Here is a 22,582-nt window from a genome sequence, read left to right on the forward strand (position 1 = left end):
CACGTGCTTGACTTTCCCAAGTGGAAAATCTGGTCGATCGCGCTGACCATCCTGCTGTTTGGGCTGCTGGCGTTGCCCAATGCGCTGTCGCCGTCGCAACTGGCGGCGATCCCGGATGGCTTTCCGAAAAGCCAGTTACCCCTGGGGCTCGATCTGCGCGGTGGCTCGCATCTGATGCTCGAAGCCACAGCAACGGATGTGCAAAAGGCCAAGCTCGATGGGCTGGAAGACACGGTGCGCGCCGAAATGCGGGTGGCCGAAGGCGGCGCGATTGCGGTTTCCGATCTGTCGATCAATGCTGGCCGGCTGAGTTTCGTGGTGTCGGACGCGGCGCGTGTCGATCAGGCCGTGTCCATCCTGAACAAGGTAACTGCGCCGCTTGGCGTGGGCGCGGCACGCGAAGTCGACGTGAGCCGCGGCAGTCTGCCCGGCCAGATCATCCTGCGCCCGACGGCGGCTGGTATCGATGCAGCCGTTGACGGCGCCATGGCCCAGGCCGTGGAAGTGATCCGCAAACGCATCGACGAACTGGGTACGCGCGAACCGACCATCCTGCGCCAGGGCGGTACGCGCATCGTCGTGCAGGTGCCCGGCTTGCAGGACCCGGATGCGTTGAAGGCACTGCTCGGCAAGACCGCCAAGCTGGAGTTCAAGCTCGTCGATGTCGGTGCTGATCCGGAAGAGGTCGCCCAGGGCCGGGCGCCGCCGGGCAGCCAGATCCTGCCATCGCAGGACGGCAGCCAGTTGGTGGTCAAGCGCCGCGCGATCATCACGGGCGACCAGTTGGTCGATTCCCAGGTGTCGACCGATCAGAATGGCGCGCCGGCCGTGTCGTTTCGGTTTGATTCCACCGGCGGCCGGCGCTTTGCCCAGGCCACCACGGAGAATGTCGGCAGGCCGTTCGCCATCATCCTGGATGGCATGGTGATTTCGGCGCCCAATATCAACGAGCCGATCCTGGGCGGCAGTGGCATCATCAGCGGCAGTTACACGGTGCAGACCGCCAATGAACTCGCCATCCTGCTGCGATCGGGCAAGTTGCCGGTTGAATTGAAGGTGATCGAGGAGCGCACGGTCGGGCCTGATCTGGGCGCCGATTCGATCCGGGCCGGCGTGCTGGCCAGCATCGCTGCCGTGATCCTGGTTTCGATCTTCATGGTGATGACCTATGGCCGCTTTGGCGTGTGGTCGGTGGCGGCGTTGATCATCAATGCGATCATGATCATGGGCATCATGTCGGCGCTGGGCGCCACACTCACCTTGCCGGGTATCGCCGGCTTTGTGCTCACGATGGGCGCCGCGGTGGATGCCAACGTGCTGATCAACGAGCGGATCCGCGAGGAACTGCGCCGGTCACGCAGCCCGTTGATCGCCATCGAAACCGGCTATCGCGAAGCCGGGCGCACGATTTTCGACGCCAATGTCACCAATGTCATTGCCTCGGCGATCATGTTCGCGCTTGGCTCCGGCCCGGTGAAGGGCTTTGCCGTGGTGCTCACCATCGGCATCATCACATCGGTGTTCACCGCCGTCACCGTCACCCGGTTGATGGCGTCGCGCTGGCTGACGTCGGCGCGGCCGACCCAGTTGGTGCTGTGATGCGGGAAGGGAACTGAGACCATGCGTCTGCTGAAACTGGTGCCTGACAACACCAACATCCCGTTCCTGCGCTTCCGGCTGCCGTTCATGGCCTTGTCGATCCTGATGATCCTGGCGTCGATCGGGCTGGTGGCAACCCGTGGCCTGAATTTCGGCGTGGATTTCGCCGGCGGCCTGATGATCGAGGTGCGGGTCGAGCAGAATCTGCGCGCCGATGAGATGCGGGCGGTGGTCAACGGTGCCCGCGCCGGCAATGCCACCATTCAGAATTTTGGCGATGGCCATACCGCGTCGGTGCGCCTGCCTTTGCCGCCAGGCGATGAAGCGGCCGTGCAACAGGTGGTGAGCCGTGTGCAGGGCCTGATCACCCAGCGTTATCCGGGGGCCGAGTTCCGCCGGGTGGAAACCGTGTCGGGCAAGGTGTCGGGCGAATTGATCCAGAACGGCGCCCTGGCGGTGCTGCTGGCGATGGTCGGCATCGCCATCTACATCTGGTTCCGGTTCGAATGGCAGTTCGGCGTCGGTGCGCTGTTTTCGCTGGCGCATGACGTGGCACTGACCATGGGGTTTTTCTCGCTGACCCAGCTCGATTTCGATCTCAACATCGTGGCGGCGGTGCTGACGATCGTGGGCTATTCGTTGAATGATACCATTGTCGTTTATGACCGCATCCGCGAAAATCTGCGCAAATATCGCAAGATGGAGATTGTGCAATTGCTCGATCTGTCGATCAACGAAACGCTGCCGCGCACCATCGTGACGTCGTTGACGATGATCATCGCGCTGGCCGCCCTGGTCGCCCTGGGTGGTGAGGTGTTGTTCGGCTTTGCGCTGGCGATGCTGCTCGGCATCGGCATCGGCACCTATTCATCGATCTCGATTGCAGCGCCGATCCTGATCTGGCTGAACGTGAAATCAGACAGTTTCGTCGCGGTCACGAAGCCGGGGCAGGACGGCGTTCAGCGTAACGAGCGGCTGCCAACCCGCAAGTAAACGCCGCTGCGTTCGATCAGAGCGGTGCGCCGCACGGCCCGAAGACCATGCACCGTTGGTTGAGCGTGCCCAGCACCATGGCGTGGGCCAGCCAGAGCATCCGGGTGCGGGCATTCAGTTCCACCTGCACCGGTCTCACTCCGCTGCCACGGCGACCGGGTGCATGCCGATCCGGGCCTTTGCGGCATCATATTCGCGCACCAGCTTGGCAACAAAGTCTGCGGCGGGCAGCACTTCCTTCACAGCGCCAATGCCCTGACCGCAGCCCCAGATATCCTTCCAGGCCTTGGCTTCGGTGTTGCCGCCGCTGCCGAAGTTCATTGCCGAAGGATCGCTGGTCGGCAATGCATCCGGATCCATGCCGGCCTTGATGATCGACGGGCGCAGATAATTGCCGTGCACGCCGGTGAACAGGTTGGAATAGACGATGTCGTCGGCAGCACTGTCCACGATCATGTCCTTGTACCCTTGCGCGGCGCGGGCTTCGGCGGTGGCGATGAAGGCGCTGCCGATATAGCCGAAATCGGCACCCATCGCCTGCGCGGCCAGCACAGCATCACCGGTGGCAATCGACCCTGAAAGCGCCAGCGGGCCATCGAACCATTCGCGGATTTCCTGGATCAGCGCGAACGGGCTGGTGGTGCCGGCATGGCCACCGGCACCAGCCGCGACCGCGATCAGGCCATCGGCACCCTTTTCCACGGCCTTCCTGGCAAATTTGTTGTTGATGATGTCGTGCATCACGATGCCGCCATAGCTGTGGATGGCTTCGTTCACATCCATGCGCGCACCCAGCGACGTGATGATCATCGGCACCTTGTATTTCACGCACAGTTCCAGATCGGCCATCAGGCGATCATTGGATTTGTGGACGATCAGATTGACGGCATAAGGCGCGTCGTTGGGCCCGAGTTCGCTGTTCAGACGCTGCAGCCATTCTTCGAACTGTTCGATGGGGCGGGCGTTCAGGCTGGGGAAGCTGCCGATCACGCCGGCCTTGCATTGGGCGATCACCAGTTCCGGCACGGAAATGATGAACAGGGGCGATCCGATCACCGGGATCGACAGGCGGCCAGCAAAGGCGGCAGGCATTGGCATGATGGAACTCCCCGAGACAAATCTATGGTCAAGGATTAGCGATGGTCGCGCTGGAATGCCACCTCATCCTCGAAGCAGGGTGTCGCAGGGTCGTGGGTGATATGGTAGCAGCGGGCAGATTTGAACTGCCGACCTCCGGGTTATGAATCCGGCGCTCTCACCAACTGAGCTACGCTGCCACATTGCTGCAACGCTGCTAGCGCGTCGGGCAACCGGGAGGTCGCTCTAATGCGCCACTCTGCTGCGGTCAACAGTGGCGTTCAGAAGTTGTAGACCAGCGTGGCACGCGTCACCGTATCGCTGTTGGCCCGGCCCGGCGGCGGGTTGGCTTCGTTGTTGAACTGAAACGACGCGCGGGCTGACAGCCGGCCGTTCAGCTTGGCTGTGAACTGGGTGAGCGACAGCAGGGAGCTGTTGGTATCGTCAGAAAAATAGGTGGCGGTTTCGGTGAGGGTCAACCGCGGGTTGAGCACCCATTTCGCATTCAGTGCCGCGCGTGCCGCAAAGCTGGTTTCGTTGACGCCGTCGGTAAACCGGGTTTGCCGAACCGCCGGGCCGCCATCGGCAGCGATGCTGAGGCTGGGCGTATCGACCAGCCGATAGCCGACACCGATGCCTTGCGAAAAGCGGCTGGTGAAGCCGGTAAATCGATCCTGCTCCGCACTGAGCGAGAACACGACAAAGCCGCGGCGGGTGAATTTCCAGTTGCCTTCATAGCCGACGAAATAGCGTTCGCGTGAGGTGACGCCCTGTTGTTCCTGATAATCGACCACAGAGCGCAACACATGTTTCCAGTGAAGCGTTTCCTTGGTCATGTTGACGCCCACCGCCAGCCCGCGGTTGGTGGTGTTGCCGGTGGAAATGAAACCGCCGGCTTCGCCCTGGCCAGACCAGCCTTCCAACAGCCCTTGCGTGGCCAGCTTTTCTTCCTGCGCACGGGCACGCGCTGCGGTGATGCTTGCCAGCTTCGCGTCGATTTCCGATGCGCTGTCGGGATTGGCTTGCTTGGCCAGATCAGCCAGCATTTTCAACTGATCGGCCTTCCCCGTCGCAGCGGCGGCGTCGATCATGCGCTCAACCGGCGGGGGAATGGGTTCGGCAAGGGCAGGTCCAGCCGCCAACGCCGCGACAATAAGATGGATGATGATCTGGCGCATATGGTGCGCTCCCTCTTGTTGCCGGGGCTCTTTCGCCTTTGGGTGCCCGCGCGGTCAAGCATTGAGGCAATCCCATCCCAGCGGGCCGAGGGGGCTGGCAGCGGGCGGCGATACGGGGCAAAGGGGCTGCATGACCCTGGCTGCCGATATCACACCGATTCCGCTGTCACTGATCGACATCGATCTAGACGCCGCCGCCGCCGGCTTTGGTGATGCCTTTGCCCGCACCGGCTTTGCTGTGGTGTCGGACCATGGCATCGATCAGGGTCTGATCGACGCGGCGATGGCTGCGACCAAGGCCTTTTTTGCGCTGCCCGAGGCCGTCAAGCAGCGCTATGTCGTGCCCGGTGGCGGCGGCCAGCGCGGGCTGACGCCGTTCGGTATCGAGGCCGCGAAGGGTGAGGCGAAGGCCGATCTGAAGGAATTCTGGCATGTCGGGCGCACACTGCCGCCCGGCCATGCCTATCGGGCGGTGATGCCAGACAATCTGTGGCCCGACGAGGTGCCGGAATTTCGTGCGGCTGTGGGTGCGCTTTATGCGGCGCTGGATGCTGCGGGCAATCGCATGCTGCGCGCCATCGCCGTGCATCTGGGGCTGCCGGCGGATTTCTTTGTGGATCCGGTGCGTGACGGCAACAGTGTGCTGCGTTTGCTGCATTATCCGCCGGTGAAGCCGGAGTCCCTTGGCGATGCCGCCGGCGCCATTCGTGCCGGCGCGCACGAGGATATCAATGTGATCACGCTGCTGCTCGGCGCCGAGGAAGCCGGGTTGCAATTGCTGGACAAGACCGGCCAGTGGCGCAGCATCGATGCGCCGCCAGGCAGCCTGGTGTGCAATGTGGGCGACATGCTGCAGCGGCTGACCGGGCATCGCCTGCCGTCGACCACCCACCGCGTGGTCAATCCAGCGCCGGAGCGGATGGGCGTTGCGCGCTATTCGACGCCATTCTTTCTGCATTTCCGTCCGGACTATCTGATCCGCACATTGCCGGGTGGTCCGCGCGACGAACCGCCGATCACGGCAGACGATTATCTGCGCGAACGGCTGCGCGAAATCAAATTGCTGTAACATTCCACGGGCAGGGGGGAAGCATGATGAAATTGCGCTCAATGATGCTGGCTTCGGTGCTGGCGATGTCGCCTGCGATTGTGACGGCGGCCCCGGTCCTCGATACGCCGGTGCAGGATGAGTGGTGGCAGGGTGGCCGCGCTGCGCTGGATGCCCGGATGAAGGTGGTGAACCGGCCGAAGCGGGCGAAGAATGTCATCCTGATGGTCGGCGATGGCATGGGCGTCAGCACGCTGACCGCGGCCCGCATCTTTGATGGCCAGCACCCGATCGATGGGCGCAAGCCCGGCCCTGGCGAAGAAAATGATCTGGCCTGGGATCGCATGGCCAACACCGCACTGGTGAAAACCTACAACACCAACGCCCAGGTATCCGACAGCGCCGGCACCGCCAGCGCGATGAACACCGGCGTGAAAACCCGCATCGGCGTGATCAACATGGGCCAGGATCATGGCCCGGAGGCGTGCAAGACACCGGAAAAGCTGCCGCGCAGCTTCGCGGAAATTGCCAAGGCGCAAGGCATGGCCGTGGGCATCGTGTCTACCACCCGCCTGACCCACGCGACGCCGGCCGCGGTGTTCGGGCATGTGCCGGTGCGGGATTGGGAGGGCGCCGACCGCGCCTATCCGGCTGCCGCCCGCGCATCCGGCTGCGCTGATCTCGCCAGCCAGTTCGTCAGCTTCAAGGGGGGTATCGACGTGACCCTGGCTGGCGGCGGTGCACGCTTCCTGCCGGCCGGCAGCGGTGGCATGCGCGACGATGGCCGCAATCTGATCACCGAATGGCAGCAACGCTGGCCAACCGGGCAGTTTGTTGCCGACTCCAAGGGCTTTCGCGCGCTCGCGGCGACCGGCACCGGCCCGGTGCTCGGCCTGTTCAATCCGGATCATCTGAATTTCGAGCATGACCGCAAGGATGATGCAGAGCCAAGCTTGCCGGAACTGACGCGCTTTGCGCTGACCAAGCTGGCAGCCGGCGCCAAGGCCCGCGGCGGCAAGGGCTATTATCTGATGATCGAGGGCGGGCGCATCGATCATGCCCACCACGCCAGCAATCCCTACCGCGCGCTGAAGGAAGCGCAGATGTTCAGTGCTGCGGTGGCCGAAGTGCTGAAGTCGGTGAGTCTGGATGAAACGCTGGTTCTGGTGACGGCCGATCACAGCCATGTGATGACGATTGCTGGCTATCCGGAGCGCGGCAACGATATTCTGGGTTTTATCAAGCCGGCCCGTGATGGCGAGGGCGCCGGCCCGACAAGTCCCGAAGGTTTTGCGCTGGACGATCGCGGCCAGCCGATGACGACCTTGTCATATGCCAATGGCCCGTTCGTCGCGCGCGGCCTGTCCCGTTTGCTGCCGCCCAATGATCCCAATTACCTGGCCAACAAGACTTATGGCACCAGCGGCGAAAGTCATGCCGGGGAAGATGTCGTCTTGTTCGCCGAAGGTCCGCGCGCCGATCTGGTGCGCGGCGTGATGGAACAGAATTTGATTTTCCACATCATGGCCGAAGCGCTCGGCTGGCGTTGATCAGCGCGCGAGCAGCCATCCAGCAGCGCAGCCGGTGAGCACGCCCATCACCACGCCTGCGATCCACAGCAGGCGGGCGGACCGCACATTATTTTGCAACCAATGAAGCATGGCATCCGTAGTTGCGTGGTTTTACTCAGACCATGCAAATGTCATGCCAACGGGTTTGCATTTGCCAAGCCGCTGGAATCGCTCCAGCCGGCTCATTGGCTGCCTGTCACCCTGTAAATCCCACCGACAGGCCGGGGTAGATGGCGCCAACAAACCAGAGGCCATCGGGCGGCGCATTGAGGCCCAGCGCGTCGCGATCGCGGGCCGCCAGCGCCGCTGCGAGATCGTCAGCCGTCCATTGGCCTTCGCCAACCAGCTTCAGGCAGCCGACCATCGATCGCACCTGATGATGCAGGAAGGAACGGGCGGCGGCGAAAATCTCCACGGTCTCGCCGCGCCGCACCACGTCCAGCCGATCAAGGGTGCGCAGCGGCGAGCTCGCCTGGCAGTGGGCAGAGCGGAACGTGGTGAAATCATGCCGGCCGATCAGCAGGCGCGCCGCGGCCTGCATCGCATCGACATCCAGCGGCACCGGCACTCGCCAAGCCAGGCCGGTCAACGCGGTCAGCGGGGCGCGCCGGTTGATGATCGTGTATCGGTACCGTCGGCCCAGGCAATCGAAGCGGGCGTGCCAGCCCGGCGCTTCGGCACAATCGATGATCGCCACCGGCTGTGGCCGCAACCGGGCGTTGATTGCCTCCATCAGCTTGAACGGGGTGAATGGCTTGGCGATGTCCGTATGGGCCGGCATGGCGCTGGCGTGGACGCCGGCGTCGGTGCGGCCGGCGGCCATGACTTCCGCCTGCTCGCCAGTGATGGCGTGGATGGCGGCTTCGATGGCGGCCTGCACGGTCGGCCCGTGGGCCTGACGCTGCCAGCCCATGAACGGCCGGCCATCATATTCCACCGTGAAGCGAAACCGCGTCACGCCACGATGGTCCCCGCCGGCACCCGCCAGCCATTGAGCAACGCCTGCACCGGCATGGCCGGCTTGCCGGCACGCTGAACGATGGTGGGCCGCAGCGCGCCTTCGGCGGTACCGATCAGCAGCCGATCATCAAGCGTGACGCCTGGTACTGCAGCGGCGTCCTCAACCAGGGCCGACAACAGCTTCACCCGCTCGCCGCCAATGGTCAGCCACGCGCCCGGCGCTGGATTGAAGGCCCGCACCCGACGCTCAAGCTCGACGGCGGACAGGCTGGTATCGAGATGCGCTTCCGCCTTGTCGATCCGCGGCGCCAGCGTGACGCCTGCATCGGGCTGCGGCACCGCAGCGCGTGGATTGGCCAGCACGTCCAGCAGCAATTCGGCCCCCATGGTCGCCAGTTCGCCAAACAGGTCTCCGCTGGTCTTTGCCGCCACCGGCGTCCGCGCCTCCGCCAGCATCGGGCCGGTGTCGAGCCCTTCTTCCATCTGCATGATGGTGACGCCGGTCGCGGCATCGCCGGCCAGGATCGCCCGTTGGATTGGTGCTGCACCGCGCCAGCGCGGCAGCAAAGACCCGTGAATATTCAGGCACCCCATCCGCGGCGCCGCCAGCACCGCCGCCGGCAGGATCAGGCCATAGGCGGCCACCACCGCCACATCGACATCACGGGCCAGCTCGACAAACTGCGCAACTGCCGCCGGATCGCGAAAGCTGCGCGGGCTGTACACCGGGATGCCCAGCGCTTCCGCCCGCAGCTGCACCGGGCTGGCCTGCAACTGCTTGCCGCGCCCGGCCGGTTTCGGGGCCCGGGTGAAAACGGCGACAATCTCGAGCCCCGCACCAACCAGGGCGTCTAGCGCTGGCACCGCAAAGCCCGGCGTGCCCATGTGAATGATCCGCATGGGCAGGTCTGTTATCGGCTTGGCGCGCCGGGGGGAAGGCCCCTCGGCGCGCCATCAACCGTTCAGCGCATCACCATCGTCACGGCGCGGCGGTTCTGTGCCATGGCCGATTCATCGCTGCCGTCCACCGCCGGCCGTTCCTTGCCGTACGACACGGTCGACAGGCGCGACACGGACACGCCGGCGTTGGCGAGGAAATTCTTCACCGAATTGGCGCGGCGTTCGCCCAACGCGAGGTTATATTCCCGCGTGCCACGCTCATCGCAATGGCCTTCCAGCGTCACGCGGACGTTGTTGTTCTTCAGCCAATCGGCATGGCGGGCCAGAATGGCGCGGGCATCGCCATCCAGCTCATAGCTGTCATAGGCGAACAATACCGTGTCGGCGCCGGCCTGCGCGCGCAGATCTTCCTGGCTGCCCGGCACGATGCTGGTGCCGACTGACGGGGTTGGGGCTCCAGTGGGCGCCGGGGCTGGCGCCGGCGCTTCCGGGCGTGCGGCCGTCGGCGGCGCTTCCAATTGCACCGGTTCCTTCTTGGCACAGGAAGCCAGCGTCAGGCCGAGCGTGGCCAACAGGGCGAGGCGCAGAGGCGTGGAATTCATGAATAATCTCCTTTCAAACGTTACTGACACTGATTCATGACAACCATGCAATGATTGCTGGAAAATCCCATCAAGGCAACAACGGTGACCAGGCGGGATCGGATGCATCGAGCGGCGTTGCCAGGCGACGTTCGTTCAAACCGGAGATGTCCACCGACCACAGCCCGGAGCGGCCACCCCGATCGGAACGCGAGAACAGGATCACCCGGCCATTGGGCGACCAAGACGCGCCTTCATCCTGATAGCCGTTGGTGAGCAGCCGTTCGCCAGTGCCATCGGGGCGCATCACGCCGATGCCGAAACGGCCGCCGCCGATACGGGTGAAGGCGATATAATCGCCGCGTGGGCTCCACACCGGGCTGGCCGAGCGGCCTTCGCCGAAGCTGATCCGGCTCTGGCCACTGCCATCGGCGTTCATCACATAGACCTGCTGGCCGCCGCCGCGATCTGATTCAAACACGATCTTGGTGCCATCGGGCGAGTAGCTCGGCGAAGTATCGATGCTGGGCCCGGTGGTGAGCCGTGTGGTCTGGCGGGAGGCCAGATTGAAGCGATAGATATCGGTGTTGCCGCCCACCGCCATCGAGAACACCAGATTCTGGCCATCCGGTGAGAAGCGCGGCGCGAAGGTCATGCTGGGGAAATTGCCGACGGCCTGCTGCTGCCCACTGCCCAGCGTGTAGATCCACACCCGCGGCCGGTCATTCTCGAAGCTCATGTAGGTGATCGTCTGCTGGCCCGGCGCGAACCGCGGCGTGAGCACCAGATTCTGGCCCGAGGTGAGGAAACGGTGGCTGGCGCCGTCCTGATCCATGATCGCCAGCCGCTTGATGCGTTTGGTGCGATTGCCGGTTTCGGAAACATAGACGATGCGACTGTCGAAATAGCCGCTTTCGCCGGTCAGCCGCGAATAGACGAGATCGGCGCATTTGTGCGCCGCCCGCCGCCAGCCGGCCGCCGTGGTGACAAAGCCCTGGCGGGCGATTTCGGTGCCGGCGAAGACATCATAGGCATAGCAGGCGAGCGTGATGCCACCATCGGGATTGGCGGACACGGTGCCCGTGACCAGCGCCTGCGCCGCGATGGTGCGCCAGGCCGCGTAATCGGGGCGAAGCACGTCATCGACGCCCACCGTGGTGGTGAAGGCGGCCGGATCGAGCGGGCGGAACAGGCCGGAGGATTTCAGATCCGCCGCAATCACCTGTGCGGCGCGTTCGCCCAGCGCCGTGGTGGTGCCCGCCTCGGTACTGCCGCCATTGCCCGGCGCGAAGCTGGGCACGGCAATCGGCATGGGTTGGGTGAGGCCAGCGTTGATATCGACCCGGAGCGCGCCAGAGGCGGGCGGACCGGTCTCTGGCACCTGGGCCAGCGCAACCGAGGCGGGGAGGAGCAGGAGCAACGGAATCAGGCGCATGACGGCACCTTATCAGCACAAGTGCCTGAACGGGAGATAAACTGCCGCAGCGAATCATGGGTTTCCGGCTGCGTTTTATGGCAACCATTGTCCTGACGGCAGGGAGCGCTTGATGGCCGGGAAACGAAAGCATTTGCCGCGATCAACAATTCCAAAAGGATCGACGCTTGCGGGACCGATAGCGCTCCGCCTAAACGTCACGGCCAGGGTTATGCCAAAGGCTGCTGATCGTTGTTCACAACTGTTCAGGATGCATAAAATCGAAAGATTCTTTTGTCGTGTGAGGTGCCGAATTGCTTGGTCTTGTTGGAATCTTCATTGCGCTTGGTTTGCTGATTGTCCTGGCCTACCGCGGCTATAGCGTTTTGTTGCTCGCACCGTTTGCGGCCCTCGTTGCTGTCGCCATCTCGGGGGATGCCCCGCTGCTTGCTTCGTACACCCAGGTGTTCATGCAGGCGGCGGGCGATTTCATCGTGCAGTTTTTCCCGGTGTTCTTGCTTGGCGCATTGTTCGGCAAATTGATGGACGACAGCGGCTCGGCACGGGCGATTGCAGAATGGACCGTCGGCTGGCTTGGCGCCCAAAGGGCAATTCTTGCCGTGGTGTTGTCCTGCGCCGTGCTTACTTACGGCGGCGTTTCGCTGTTCGTGGTGGCTTTTGCGGTTTTCCCGATCGCGCAGGCGCTGTTCAAGCGCGCCGACCTGCCAAAACGGCTCATCCCTGCGACAATAGCGCTTGGCGGCTTCACCTTCACCATGACCGCGCTGCCGGGCAGCCCGGCCATCCAGAACGCCATACCGATGCCATTCTTCGGCACCACGGCTTTTGCTGCGCCGGGATTGGGGCTGATCACCGGCGCAATCATGCTGGTGGGCGGACAATTGTGGCTTGATTTCCGTAGCGCCCGCGCGCGGGCGGCAGGCGAAACCTATGCTGGGCAGAGCGAATATCCGGCAGACAACGCGCGCCAGGCGGGCAGCGCGCCGGGTGTCTGTTCGAAACCCGGTACGGATTGTGCTGTTGAAAACACGCCTGGCATATGGGTCGCAGCCTTGCCGGTTTTGCTGGTCATCATCTTCAATCTCATGTTTTCAGCACTCATCGTTCCGACCTCGATCCCCGAAATACTTGCTGATCCGAAATTTGGTTCGACGACCCTGGAGGCCGTGCGTGGGCTCTGGGCGATCATCACCGCTCTGACCTTGTCGATCATCGCGTTGATACTGCTCAACCGCAGACGCCTTACGCAATTGAAACAGTCGGTCGATGAGGGGAGCCGCGCGTCGGTTCTGCCGATATTCAATACGGCGAGCCAGGTTGGTTTTGGTTCGGTCATCGCCTCGCTTTCGGCATTCGAAGTCTTGCGAACCGGCGTGCTCGGCTTGGGAGGTGCCAATCCGCTGATCTCGCTGGCGGTATCGGTCAGTGTGCTCGCCGGCATTACCGGTTCAGCCTCCGGCGGAATGAGCATCGCCCTGCAAACCCTGGGATCGGAATATGCGGCCATGGCCGTGCAGGGCGGTATTTCGATGGATTTGATGCACCGCGTTACCACGGTTGCAACGGGCGGGCTTGATTCCCTGCCGCACAATGGTGCCGTCATCACGCTGCTGGCGATCTGCGGCCTCACGCATCGTCAATCCTATGCCGACATATTCGTGGTCGCGGTTTTGATTCCCATCATCGCGCTTGTCGCGCTGATTGCGCTTGGCACCTATGCCGGCACGTTCTGATCGATCCGTCGCCATCGGATCGGTCGCCCGGATGACGGCGCGGACGTTCAGGTCATCTCCTCCGGATCAAAATTGATCTCCACATTCGCCCACAGATCATAAAGATCCGCCGGCAGTTTCAGTGGCTGGCAGCGCAGGACGGCGCGGCGGGCGGTTTCGGCGAAGGTGCGGGCGAAATCCGCGTTGGCGGCGGTGGCGCCGGTGGGGGTGCCGGCCTGGGGTTGGCCGATGACGCGGCCGTCGCGGCCATATTCCACGCGCACCAGCACGGTCATCTTGCGCACGTCGCGGCCGCCCACCGGCGGGTTCCAGCAGGGGGCGACCTGGGCGCGGATGGCTTGGGCGAGCGTGGCGGCAGCGCGGGGATCGATGGTGGCGCGGGCCGGGGTTGCGGTGCTGAGTTCCTTGGCGAGCTTGGAGGTATCGAGCGGTTTGGTCTTGGCCTTGGGCAGCGCCTTGTCGATCACATTGGCCAGGGTGGAGGTGTCGAGCGGGGAGGGCGGGGCCTTCGTCGGCGCGGCCTTCGGTTTCTCGGCGGGCTTGGGTTTGGTCGGCGGCTTGGTAGGTTCTGGGGGCGGTACGGCGTCGGGCTTGACCGGCTCCGGCGCAGGCGCGGCTTCGGGTGTCGGTTCGGGGGCGGCGGCGGGTTCCTGCGGGGCAGCTTCGATCGACGGCTTGGGCGGCTCGGTCACGCGCGGGGCGTCGGCGATGGTCACCAGTTCCACCGGCACGGCATCGGTGGGGGCCGGCATCACGCGTTCGTTGTTGGCCCAGGCTAGGCTGAGGCCGACCAGCAGCAACAGATGCGCCACAGCGGCGCCAGCGATGCTGATGCGCTCCGTGCGGGTCATTGATTTTCCGTGGTTAGCACAGGCCGGCTGCCATCGGTGACCAGCGCGACCTTCTTGAAACCGGCGGCGTTGACGTCCCCCACCACCTGCATCACCCGGCCATAATCCAGGCTGCGATCGGCGCGGACATAAACGCGGGCATCATCGCTGCGCGCTTCGCGCAGGGCGGCGAGCTTGGCGGGCAGGGCGGCCGGCGTGATGGTCAGCTTGTCGATGAAGATCTCGCCTTTTGCATCCAGGCTGATCTGGATCGGCGTGATATCCTGCGGCAGCGATTGCGCGCGCGCATCGGGCAGGTCCACCGGCACGCCGGTGACCAGCAGCGGCGCGGTGACCATGAAGATGATCAGCAGCACCAGCATCACGTCCACCAGCGGGGTGACGTTGATTTCCGACATCGGCGGGCGGCGGCTGCCTCTACCCCCGCGCCTGCCGCCACCATTGGGCAGGTTGATCGCCATCAGCGACCCTCCATGCCATCAAGCTGGCGGGAGAGCAGGTTCAGATATTCCTCGGCAAAGGCCGACAGGCGCGCCTCCAGCCGGTTCACGCGGTGCAGCAGGCGGTTATAGCCGATCACCGCAGGGATGGCCGCGAACAGGCCGATGGCGGTGGCAAACAGCGCCTCTGCGATGCCCGGCGCCACCACGGCGAGCGAGGTGTTTTGGCTGGCGGCGATGCTGGCGAAGCTGCGCATGATGCCCCACACCGTGCCGAACAGGCCGACGAACGGCGCCACCGAGCCGATGGTGGCCAGCACCGACAGGCGATCGGACAGTTCGTCGATATCGCGGCCGATGGCGACATTGATGGCACTGGCCAGGCGGGCGCGCAGGCCTTCGCGGTCCACCGTGGCCCGCCCGTTGGCCAAGCTGCGGCGCCATTCGTTCATGCCGGCGATGAAGGCGCGGGCCGATGGGTGATCGGCGCGCGATGATGGCTCGTACATCTTGTCGAGATCGCCGGATTTCCAGAACCATTCCTCGAACTTGGCGGCTTCGCCGTTCATGCGGCCGAGGCGGCGCGAACGTTCGATGATGATCGCCCAGCTCCAGATCGAGGCCAGCAAGAGCCCGAGCATGACCGCCTTGACGACGATATCGGCGGCGAGGAACAGCGCGAGCGGCGACAGTTCGGCAGCGCCTTTCAGTGCAATATCAGGGTCCATCATGTTTCCTGTTGGATGAGAGTGTCATAACGCGCGAGCCAGTCGCGCGGTTGCCGGCGGGGACGGCCGGCGGGATCGAGAAAGGCCGCGGTGAGGCTGGCGGTGAAAATCGGGGCGCCGTCGCGGGTGATCGCCTGATCGATGCGGCAGGCGGCGGCGCGGACGCTGATCAGGCGGGTTTCAACCGTCAGCACATCATCCAGCCGGGCCGGGCGCAGCCAGCGGCAGTCCATCTGGGTGACGGCGTAGGCGCCCAGGCCATCACGCACTGCAGCGCCGTGATCGATGCCGGCAACGCGCAGGAATTCGGTGCGGCCGCGTTCCAGGAAATGCAGATATTTGGCGTGATAGACGATCGCTGCCGTATCCGTGTCTTCGAAATAGACGCGGATGGTCAGCCGATGCACGCCGCCTTCGTGTCGGCCGGATGGGGGGAGGGAGGCCATGGCAGACTGATAGGGTCCCCGCGTCGGCAGACGCAATGAAAAAGGGCGCCGGAAGCAGTGCCACCGGCGCCCTTTCGGCTTTCTGAACGTGAGCGGACCTTATTCCGGACGCGCGTCACGCTTTTCGACGATGCGGGCCGATTTGCCGCTGCGGCCACGCAGATAATAGAGCTTGGCGCGGCGCACGACACCGCGGCGCACGACTTCGATGGCTTCGATGCTGGGGCTGTAGAGCGGGAACACGCGCTCCACGCCTTCGCCGAAGCTGATCTTGCGGACGGTGAACGACGAATTGATGCTGCGGTTGGACCGCGCAATGCACACGCCTTCGTAATTCTGCACGCGGGTGCGCTCACCTTCGACGACGCGCACGCCGACGCGCAGCGTGTCACCGGCGCGGAAATTGGGGATCTGACGCTTCACGGTCAGCTTGGCGATCTGTTCGGCTTCGAGCTGCTGGATGAGATTCATCTCATTCCTCCTTCTTCTGTTGTCGCGCGCCAGAGGGCGAGTGGACCGGACCATCGGCATGATGATCCACCAAGTCCGGCCGCCGTAGCCGTGTGTCCTGTTCGGACCGCGTGCGCCGCCAACGGGCGATGCGCGCGTGATCCCCCGATCGCAACGCTTCGGGGATCGCCAGGCCTTCCCATAAGGCGGGCCTGGTATAGTGGGGATGTTCGAGGAGGCCGCTTTCGTGGCTTTCCTCATCCCCACTGGAAGCCGCGCCCATTACACCGGGCAACAGGCGCACGCAAGCATCCATCACCACCAACGCCGCGACCTCGCCGCCGGACAGGACATAGTCGCCGATCGAGACTTCTTCGATGGCGCGGCGGTGGAAGATGCGTTCGTCAAAGCCTTCGAAACGCCCGCAGAGCAGGATGGCGCCGGGGCCGGTTGCAAGGGTGCGGACGCGGGCTTGCGTGAGCGGCTGGCCGCGCGGGGTCATGGCCAGCACGGGGCGGCCATCGGCGACGGCATCAATTGCGGCGGCGACGACATCGGCGCGCAGCACCATGCCGGGGCCGCCGCCGGCCGGCGTGTCGTCAACGGTGCGGTGGCGATCGGTGGCAAAATCGCGGATGTTGACGGCGTTGCAGGCCCAGGTGGCGTTGGCCAGCGCGCGGCCGGCGATGCTGTGGCCGAGATGGCCGGGGAACATGTCGGGATAGAGGGTGAGGATTGTTGCTCGCCACGTCATGGCTGCATCCAGTCTTCGACGGCGAGGCCGGGGACGTCGGAAAAGTCGGCGAGATTGGCGGTGACGATGGTGAGACCGCGCGACAGGGCATGGGCAGCAATCAGGCGATCATAGCTGGCGCGGCGGAAGGGCAGGGTGGCGTAGAGGCGGGCGGCAGCTTCGTCGAACGGCTCGACGGTAATGATGGATAGCAATGGCTGCAGGCCGGGCTGCTCGTTGGGGCGCAAGCCGATCAGCATTTCGCCGAGACAGATGCTGGAGGTGACCACCGAGCCCAAGGGGCAGCGGTTGAGGCGGGCCAGTGCATGGGGCGCATTGCCCTGCAGCAGGTAGATGGCGATGTTGCTGTCGAGCAACCAGCGGGCAGGCGTCATTCCTTGCCGGACGCCGCCTGCTCGGCCGCTTCACGCGCCATGCGTTCGGAGGGGCGTTCATCAAAACGGCGATCGGTGATCGGCCTGATGCCTGGCATGCTGCCGTAGATTGCATCAAGGTTGATCATCGGCACTTCCGCGGTCGCGGGTTCAATGATCCAGCGCCCGCCTTCCTCGCGCACTTCGACGACCGTGCCCGGCGGCGGTGCGAAGCTTGCGGGCAGGCGGACGGCGGCGCTGTTGCCGGATTTGAAGATCTTGGTGCGCGCCATGGCGGTCATCCCTGTGTGTATACGGGACGTATATACTAGGCGAGCCAGGCGCGGTCAATCAGGAGGCGAGCGCCGTCTTCGCGCACCACATTGGCGACGAACGGCACCATCACCGTGCCGCCCGCATCAAGCGTGATGTCGAGGATATCGGACGCGCCGAAATTCTCGATGGCGCGGACCGTGCCGACGGGGGCGCCGGTCTCGTCGGCCACAACCATGCCCAGATAGTCGGCAATATAGTATTCGCCGTCTTCGAGGGGGGGCAGGGCGGTGCGCGGCACCATCAACTGCACACCGCGCAAAGCCTCGGCGGCATTGCGATCATTGATGTTTTCGAATTTCGCGACGGCCGTGCCGGGCTTGTCGGGCCGGATGGATTTCAGCACCAATGCCCGCCCGCCCGCATCGAAGCGGGCGTGGCGGGCGAGATTTTCGGCGGCATCGGTGAACAGCTTCAGCCGCACCTCACCGCGGATGCCGTGGGCGCCGGCGACGGCGGCCAGCATTATCATGTCGGCCGCCATGCCAGCACCGCCTTACTGGGCGGTTTCGCCTTCAGCAGCGGCCTCGGGCGCAGCTTCAGCGGGGGCTTCGGCAGCAGCCTCTTCAGCAACCGGGGCTTCTTCGGCCGGTGCAGCAGCGGCTGCAGCAGCCGCTTCAGCGGCTTCAGCGGCTTCGGCAGCGGCCAGAGCAGCAGCTTCTTCGGCTTCGGCGGCCTTCTGGGCGGCCATTTCGGCGCGTTCCTTGGCCTTGGCGCCCGGCTGCGCCTTGTTTGGGTTGTTGCGGACGGCGCGGGTGCGCAGGCCGGCGGCATCCAGGAAGCGGGCGACGCGATCGGTCGGCTGCGCGCCGACGCCCAGCCAATAGGCAGCGCGTTCGGTGTCCAGCGTCACGCGGGCGTCGCTATCCTTGGGCAGCAGCGGATTGTAGGTGCCCAGCTTTTCCAGGAACTTGCCGTCACGCGGGTTGCGGCTGTCGGTCACCACGATGCGATAGATGGGACGCTTCTTCATGCCACCGCGGGCCAGACGAATTGCCAGAGACATTCAGTATTTCCTTCCAGTAAACTAGGTTTTCGAGGGAGTTACGTTCATTTCCTGCCGAACTTGTTGAAGCCGGGTGGCAGATTTCCCAAACCGGGGCGGCCTAACATCCGGCCAACCGCCCCCAAATCGATTGGGCCACCGGGCGCGTCGCCGGGCGCGGGTGCATCGGCACCGGGCGCGCCGCCCAGCCCGCCGGCACCGGCCAGCATCTTCATCATGCCCTTCATGCCGCCCATCTTCTTGATGCGCTTCATGGCATTGGCCATTTCCTGGTGCATCTTCAGCACCTTGTTCACATCCTGCACGGTGGTGCCCGAACCATTGGCGATGCGGATCTTGCGCTTCGCCGTCAGCACTTCCGGCTTGGCGCGTTCCTTGGGTGTCATCGACAGGATGATCGCCTCCATGCGGTCGAGCAGCTTGGGCGCGATGGCACCGCTGTCCATCGCTTTCTTGGCGGCGCCCATCCCCGGCATCATCGCGGCGAGGCCCGACAGGCCGCCCATCTTCTTCATCTGGCCAAGCTGCTGGCGCAGATCGTCCATGTCGAACTGGCCCTTGGCCAGCTTCTCGGCCATTTTTTCGGCCTGATCGGCTTCGTAATTGGCGGCGGCCTTTTCAACGAGGCCAACGATGTCGCCCATGCCCAGAATGCGGCCGGCCACGCGGCGCGCGTCGAACAATTCCAGCGCATCGATCTTTTCGCCGACCCCGGCAAAGCGGATCGGTGCGCCGGTGACATGCCGCATCGACAGGGCGGCACCGCCGCGGGCATCGCCGTCCATGCGGGTCAGGATCACGCCCGAAATCGCCACGCGCGCCTTGAAGGCGGCGGCAACATTCACTGCGTCCTGGCCGGTAAGGCTGTCGACCACAAGCAGGATTTCATCCGGCGTGGTGGCGCCAGCGATCGCCGCCATCTCGGCCATCAGCGCTTCGTCGACACCCAGGCGCCCGGCGGTATCGAGCACAACCACATCAAAGCCCTGCAGGCGCGCTGCCTGGCGGGCGCGCTCGGCGATCTGCACTGGCGTCTGGCCGGCGATGATCGGCAGCGTGGCGATATTGTTCTGCTCACCCAGCACGCGCAACTGTTCCTGCGCTGCCGGACGGGCGACGTCCAGGCTGGCCATCATGACCTTCTTGCGCTCGCGCGTGGCCAACCACACGGCCAATTTGGCGCTGCTGGTCGTCTTGCCCGAACCCTGCAGACCAACCATCATGATCACGGCCGGCGGCGTCACGCCGATCTTCAGCGGCGCCGGCTCCTCGCTGCCGCCGAGCAGATCGACGAGGCAATCATTGACGATCTTGACGACCTGCTGGCCCGGCGTGACCGACTTGATCACTTCGGCGCCGATGGCGCGCGTGGTGGCGTCTTCCACGAACTGCTTGACCACCGGCAGTGCGACGTCAGCCTCCAGCAGCGCCACGCGCACTTCGCGCATGGCAGCACGCACATCGATTTCGGTCAGCGCGCCGCGGCCACGCAACCGTTCGAAAATGCCGCCCAACCGCTCGGAAAGACTGTCAAACAAAGGCCGTGGCCTCCCGGTTCAAATTTGCCTGCTTCCAAATGAAAACGCGCCGGCGGGCGAAAACTCGCTGGCCGGCGTGCATCCTCGGACGCGTGACTTCCCTGCGGAAATCGCCTGCCTATTACGCCGAGGTCCCATCAGGGTCAAGTCCGGGCATGTCCTCAAGGGTGTTGCCTGCCGAAACGGGCCACAATGTCCCATCTTTCTGCGCAGTTGCCGGCCGGGCTTGGAGCTTGCAGTTCGTGCATGATAGAAGCACAGCAGATACAATGAATTTATCGTTCGACAACAATGTTCCGGAGCCGATCACGGCCTGGCAAAAATGGCGCGACCGACTATTCGGGCCGGGCTTGCCGCCGGTATTGATGGGTGAATTCACGCGCGCCATCGGCAGCTATTATTCGCCGTTCCTGGTTGCTGGACCCGTCGCGGCGGCACTGGCGATTGCAGTTGCCGTATCGGTTGGCAGCACCTTGGCATTGGCGTTTGCGGCGGTGGCGCTGGTCGGCTTCGGTTTCATTCTGCTCGCCTGCCGGGAAGCCTTGTCGCCCATCGGTGATGATGCGTTGCCCGGTGTGGAGGCGCGTTATGCACTGGGCTGCATCATGGGTTCGGCCGGTCTGGGCGGCATCGTGCTGGCAGTGTTGGCTGCAGAATCGCCAATGATGCTGCAAACGGTGGTGGTAATGGTGGCGCTGGCGGCGCTGGGTGTGGCCAATGGCACCGGGCCAGGCCGACCGCAAGTCGCCGCAGCCCAGGCGATCTGCATCAGCGTGCCGATGACACTGGCCATCATCGTGCAATGGCCGTGGCCTTGGGGCCTGGCAGCCGGGATCGGTGTGCTGGTGTATGGCATCATCTGCGTCAGTGTCGCGCGCCGCAGCTTTACCACCCAGACCGAGTTGTTGCATGCCCGCGAACGCAGCCGGGCGGAACGCGTTCGCATGGACGTGGCGGTTGCCCACCTGAACCAGGCCATGGCCATTCTTGATGAAGCTTTGCGCGTGGTGGTGGTCAATCGGCGGGCGCTCGATCTGCTGGGCATCGAAGCCATCGATACGGCCAATCCGCCATCTTTCCCGGAATTGCTGGCAGGCGCCCCCAATCTGGCGCGCTCATCGGGAAATCGTGAGGAGTTTCTTGCGCATGCGGCGATGCTGGTCGCGGCGCGGCAGCAGTTCAACGGCGTGCTGCGCCTGAACGATGATCGGGTGATCGATCTGGAATGCCTGCCCATTCCCGGTGGTGGCTGGGTCAGCATGCTGCGCGACAGCACCGGCGAGCGCAATGCCATTGCCGAACTCAATCGCGAGATTCGCCGCTGTCCACTCACCGGCTTGCCCAACCGCCGCGCCTTCATCGAGGAACTGGAAAAGCGCCTGGGACGCGGCGACGAATTCGCCTTGCTGCTCGTCGATCTGGACGGATTCAAGCAAGTCAATGATCGCCATGGCCATGCCGTGGGCGATCGGATGATGACCCGCATCGGGTTCCGGTTGCGCACCGCCGATCCGGCCTTGTTTGCCGCCCGCCTGGTTGGCGATGAATTTGCCATTCTGGCAGAGGTTGCCGATGTGCAGGCGGCCGAAGCACTCGGCCACCGTCTGATCGACACGGTCGATACTCCCGCGCGTTTTGGGGAGGAAGAGGTGCAGGTTGGCGCCGCCGTCGGCATCGCCATGGCGCCCGGTGATGGCGTGCTGGCCGAAAGCCTGCTGCGCGCCGCTGATCTGGCCCTGTTGGCGGCCAAGTTGCGGCCGGGCAACAGCCTGCGCCGCTTCACGCCCGAACTGCTGCAACAATCGACTAGCGCTGCCAACAACGAAGCCCGCGTGCGCATGGTGTTGCGCGCCGGGACCATCGACGTGGCCTACCAGCCGATGGTCGATATCACCACCGGCCGGGTGGTGTCGGTCGAAGCCCTGGCGCGCTGGCCGGATGATGGCAGTGAGCCCTTGTCGGCTGATTGTCTGGTGGCAATCGCTGAAGCGCGCGGCCTGGTCGGGCGCTTGCGGCGTCTGGTGATGGCTCAGGCCGCAGCGACCGTGGCGGCATTGCCCGGTGATATCAGCCTGTGGGTCAACGCGTCGGTGCTCGATCTGCGCAGCGAGGCGATGGTCGATGAGATGATGGACGCGCTGCAGACCGCTGGCCTGTCGCCAGGCCGGTTGGCGGTGGAGATCACCGAAACGGCACTGATGACCGATGAAGGCGCCTGCCGGACGACGCTGCAGCGCCTGTGTGACATGGGGGCAGGAGTCGCGATGGACGATTTCGGGGCCGGTTTCTCGTCGCTGGATCGGCTGCGGCGGTTGCCGATCAATGCGTTGAAGATATCGGGATCGCTGCTGACCGGTACCGCCGACAATGCAGTGGCTGCTGACATCTTTCGGGTTGCCGCCGGGCTTGGCCAATCGATGGGGCTGGTGGTGGTGGCCGAAGGCGTGGAAAGCGCCGAAGAACTGGCGCTGGCGCGCAGTGCCAATATCCAGCGCGTGCAAGGCTTTGCACTGTCGCCGCCGGTGTCTGCGGCGCTGTTGCCGCTCAGCATTTTGCGGGCCGAGGCCAATGCACGGGCGGCGCTGGGCCTTGCCGCCGCCTGATCGGC

23 protein-coding genes and 1 tRNA gene are annotated in these 22,582 nt (G+C 64.4%); 6 read left to right on the forward strand and 18 right to left on the reverse strand.

The features are described 5' to 3' along the window. Window positions 1-3 precede the first annotated feature (3 nt). Together secD and secF are read left to right on the forward strand one after the other, a co-directional pair. Complete coding sequence (secD, locus tag ACTIEZ_RS14410) at window positions 4-1,599, forward strand: protein translocase subunit SecD (RefSeq protein ID WP_439547382.1); 1,596 nt, start codon at window positions 4-6, stop codon at window positions 1,597-1,599. Between the two features lie 21 nt (window positions 1,600-1,620). Beyond that, complete coding sequence (gene secF, locus ACTIEZ_RS14415) at window positions 1,621-2,592, forward strand: protein translocase subunit SecF (RefSeq protein WP_439547383.1); 972 nt, start codon at window positions 1,621-1,623, stop codon at window positions 2,590-2,592. A gap of 135 nt (window positions 2,593-2,727) precedes the next feature. Here secF and ACTIEZ_RS14420 read toward each other — a convergent pair whose 3' ends face one another. From ACTIEZ_RS14420 to ACTIEZ_RS14430, 3 genes are all read right to left on the reverse strand, one after another. After that, on the reverse strand, window positions 2,728-3,690 hold the full coding sequence (locus tag ACTIEZ_RS14420) for an NAD(P)H-dependent flavin oxidoreductase (RefSeq protein ID WP_439547384.1): 963 nt from the start codon (window positions 3,688-3,690) through the stop codon (window positions 2,728-2,730). Between the two features lie 102 nt (window positions 3,691-3,792). Continuing rightward, a tRNA-Met gene (locus ACTIEZ_RS14425) sits at window positions 3,793-3,869 on the reverse strand. An 81-nt stretch (window positions 3,870-3,950) separates the two neighbouring features. After that, entirely contained in the window at window positions 3,951-4,847 is an 897-nt protein-coding gene (locus ACTIEZ_RS14430) for a DUF481 domain-containing protein (RefSeq protein WP_439547385.1), read from the reverse strand. A 130-nt stretch (window positions 4,848-4,977) separates the two neighbouring features. Here ACTIEZ_RS14430 and ACTIEZ_RS14435 point away from each other — a divergent pair, with 130 nt between their 5' ends. Both ACTIEZ_RS14435 and ACTIEZ_RS14440 read left to right on the forward strand, forming a co-directional pair. After that, window positions 4,978-5,916: an isopenicillin N synthase family dioxygenase gene (locus tag ACTIEZ_RS14435; protein ID WP_439547386.1), complete on the forward strand. Its 939-nt coding sequence runs from the start codon at window positions 4,978-4,980 to the stop codon at window positions 5,914-5,916. A gap of 26 nt (window positions 5,917-5,942) precedes the next feature. After that, window positions 5,943-7,445: an alkaline phosphatase gene (locus tag ACTIEZ_RS14440; RefSeq protein ID WP_439547387.1), complete on the forward strand. Its 1,503-nt coding sequence runs from the start codon at window positions 5,943-5,945 to the stop codon at window positions 7,443-7,445. A 217-nt stretch (window positions 7,446-7,662) separates the two neighbouring features. Here ACTIEZ_RS14440 and truA read toward each other — a convergent pair whose 3' ends face one another. The 4 genes from truA to tolB form a co-directional block, all read right to left on the reverse strand. Then, window positions 7,663-8,424, reverse strand: a complete 762-nt coding sequence (gene truA, locus ACTIEZ_RS14445; protein ID WP_439547388.1) for a tRNA pseudouridine(38-40) synthase TruA — start codon at window positions 8,422-8,424, stop codon at window positions 7,663-7,665. After that, window positions 8,421-9,326, reverse strand: coding sequence for a methionyl-tRNA formyltransferase (gene fmt / locus ACTIEZ_RS14450; RefSeq protein ID WP_439547389.1), 906 nt, complete (start codon window positions 9,324-9,326; stop codon window positions 8,421-8,423). Before fmt ends, truA begins: the two co-directional genes overlap by 4 nt. A 62-nt stretch (window positions 9,327-9,388) precedes the next feature. Next, complete coding sequence (gene pal, locus ACTIEZ_RS14455) at window positions 9,389-9,928, reverse strand: peptidoglycan-associated lipoprotein Pal (protein WP_439547390.1); 540 nt, start codon at window positions 9,926-9,928, stop codon at window positions 9,389-9,391. A 70-nt stretch (window positions 9,929-9,998) separates the two neighbouring features. Beyond that, on the reverse strand, window positions 9,999-11,342 hold the full coding sequence (gene tolB, locus ACTIEZ_RS14460) for a Tol-Pal system beta propeller repeat protein TolB (RefSeq protein WP_439547391.1): 1,344 nt from the start codon (window positions 11,340-11,342) through the stop codon (window positions 9,999-10,001). Between the two features lie 329 nt (window positions 11,343-11,671). On the opposite strand from tolB, the gene ACTIEZ_RS14465 reads away from it, so the two are divergent. Beyond that, window positions 11,672-13,075, forward strand: coding sequence for a GntP family permease (locus ACTIEZ_RS14465; RefSeq protein WP_439547392.1), 1,404 nt, complete (start codon window positions 11,672-11,674; stop codon window positions 13,073-13,075). A gap of 47 nt (window positions 13,076-13,122) precedes the next feature. Here the strand turns inward: ACTIEZ_RS14465 and ACTIEZ_RS14470 are convergent, their stop codons facing one another. From ACTIEZ_RS14470 to ffh, 11 genes are all read right to left on the reverse strand, one after another. Then, window positions 13,123-13,926: a hypothetical protein gene (locus tag ACTIEZ_RS14470; protein WP_439547393.1), complete on the reverse strand. Its 804-nt coding sequence runs from the start codon at window positions 13,924-13,926 to the stop codon at window positions 13,123-13,125. Further along, window positions 13,923-14,387: a protein TolR gene (gene tolR / locus ACTIEZ_RS14475; protein ID WP_439547394.1), complete on the reverse strand. Its 465-nt coding sequence runs from the start codon at window positions 14,385-14,387 to the stop codon at window positions 13,923-13,925. Before tolR ends, ACTIEZ_RS14470 begins: the two co-directional genes overlap by 4 nt. Further along, entirely contained in the window at window positions 14,387-15,097 is a 711-nt protein-coding gene (gene tolQ / locus ACTIEZ_RS14480; RefSeq protein ID WP_439547395.1) for a protein TolQ, read from the reverse strand. The genes tolR and tolQ overlap by 1 nt, the downstream gene beginning before the upstream one ends. Continuing rightward, window positions 15,094-15,540, reverse strand: coding sequence for a YbgC/FadM family acyl-CoA thioesterase (locus tag ACTIEZ_RS14485; protein WP_439547396.1), 447 nt, complete (start codon window positions 15,538-15,540; stop codon window positions 15,094-15,096). Before ACTIEZ_RS14485 ends, tolQ begins: the two co-directional genes overlap by 4 nt. 99 nt (window positions 15,541-15,639) lie before the next feature. After that, on the reverse strand, window positions 15,640-16,011 hold the full coding sequence (gene rplS / locus ACTIEZ_RS14490) for a 50S ribosomal protein L19 (protein ID WP_439547397.1): 372 nt from the start codon (window positions 16,009-16,011) through the stop codon (window positions 15,640-15,642). Window position 16,012: 1 nt separating this feature from the next. After that, a complete protein-coding gene (trmD, locus tag ACTIEZ_RS14495) occupies window positions 16,013-16,744 on the reverse strand; it encodes a tRNA (guanosine(37)-N1)-methyltransferase TrmD (protein WP_439547398.1) in 732 nt (243 codons plus the stop codon). Next, window positions 16,741-17,118, reverse strand: coding sequence for a type II toxin-antitoxin system VapC family toxin (locus ACTIEZ_RS14500; protein ID WP_439547399.1), 378 nt, complete (start codon window positions 17,116-17,118; stop codon window positions 16,741-16,743). Before ACTIEZ_RS14500 ends, trmD begins: the two co-directional genes overlap by 4 nt. Then, complete coding sequence (locus ACTIEZ_RS14505; RefSeq protein ID WP_439547400.1) at window positions 17,115-17,390, reverse strand: antitoxin; 276 nt, start codon at window positions 17,388-17,390, stop codon at window positions 17,115-17,117. The genes ACTIEZ_RS14500 and ACTIEZ_RS14505 overlap by 4 nt, the downstream gene beginning before the upstream one ends. A gap of 35 nt (window positions 17,391-17,425) precedes the next feature. Then, window positions 17,426-17,914: a ribosome maturation factor RimM gene (gene rimM, locus ACTIEZ_RS14510; protein WP_439547401.1), complete on the reverse strand. Its 489-nt coding sequence runs from the start codon at window positions 17,912-17,914 to the stop codon at window positions 17,426-17,428. Window positions 17,915-17,926: 12 nt separating this feature from the next. Continuing rightward, on the reverse strand, window positions 17,927-18,436 hold the full coding sequence (gene rpsP / locus ACTIEZ_RS14515; protein WP_439547402.1) for a 30S ribosomal protein S16: 510 nt from the start codon (window positions 18,434-18,436) through the stop codon (window positions 17,927-17,929). Between the two features lie 44 nt (window positions 18,437-18,480). Next, complete coding sequence (gene ffh, locus ACTIEZ_RS14520; RefSeq protein ID WP_439547403.1) at window positions 18,481-19,974, reverse strand: signal recognition particle protein; 1,494 nt, start codon at window positions 19,972-19,974, stop codon at window positions 18,481-18,483. Window positions 19,975-20,243: 269 nt separating this feature from the next. On the opposite strand from ffh, the gene ACTIEZ_RS14525 reads away from it, so the two are divergent. Further along, window positions 20,244-22,577, forward strand: a complete 2,334-nt coding sequence (locus ACTIEZ_RS14525; RefSeq protein ID WP_439547404.1) for a putative bifunctional diguanylate cyclase/phosphodiesterase — start codon at window positions 20,244-20,246, stop codon at window positions 22,575-22,577. The last annotated feature ends 5 nt before the right edge of the window (window positions 22,578-22,582 follow it).

Origin of the sequence: Sandarakinorhabdus sp. (assembly GCF_051860625.1) — a bacterium.
Lineage (GTDB): Bacteria > Pseudomonadota > Alphaproteobacteria > Sphingomonadales > Sphingomonadaceae > Sandarakinorhabdus.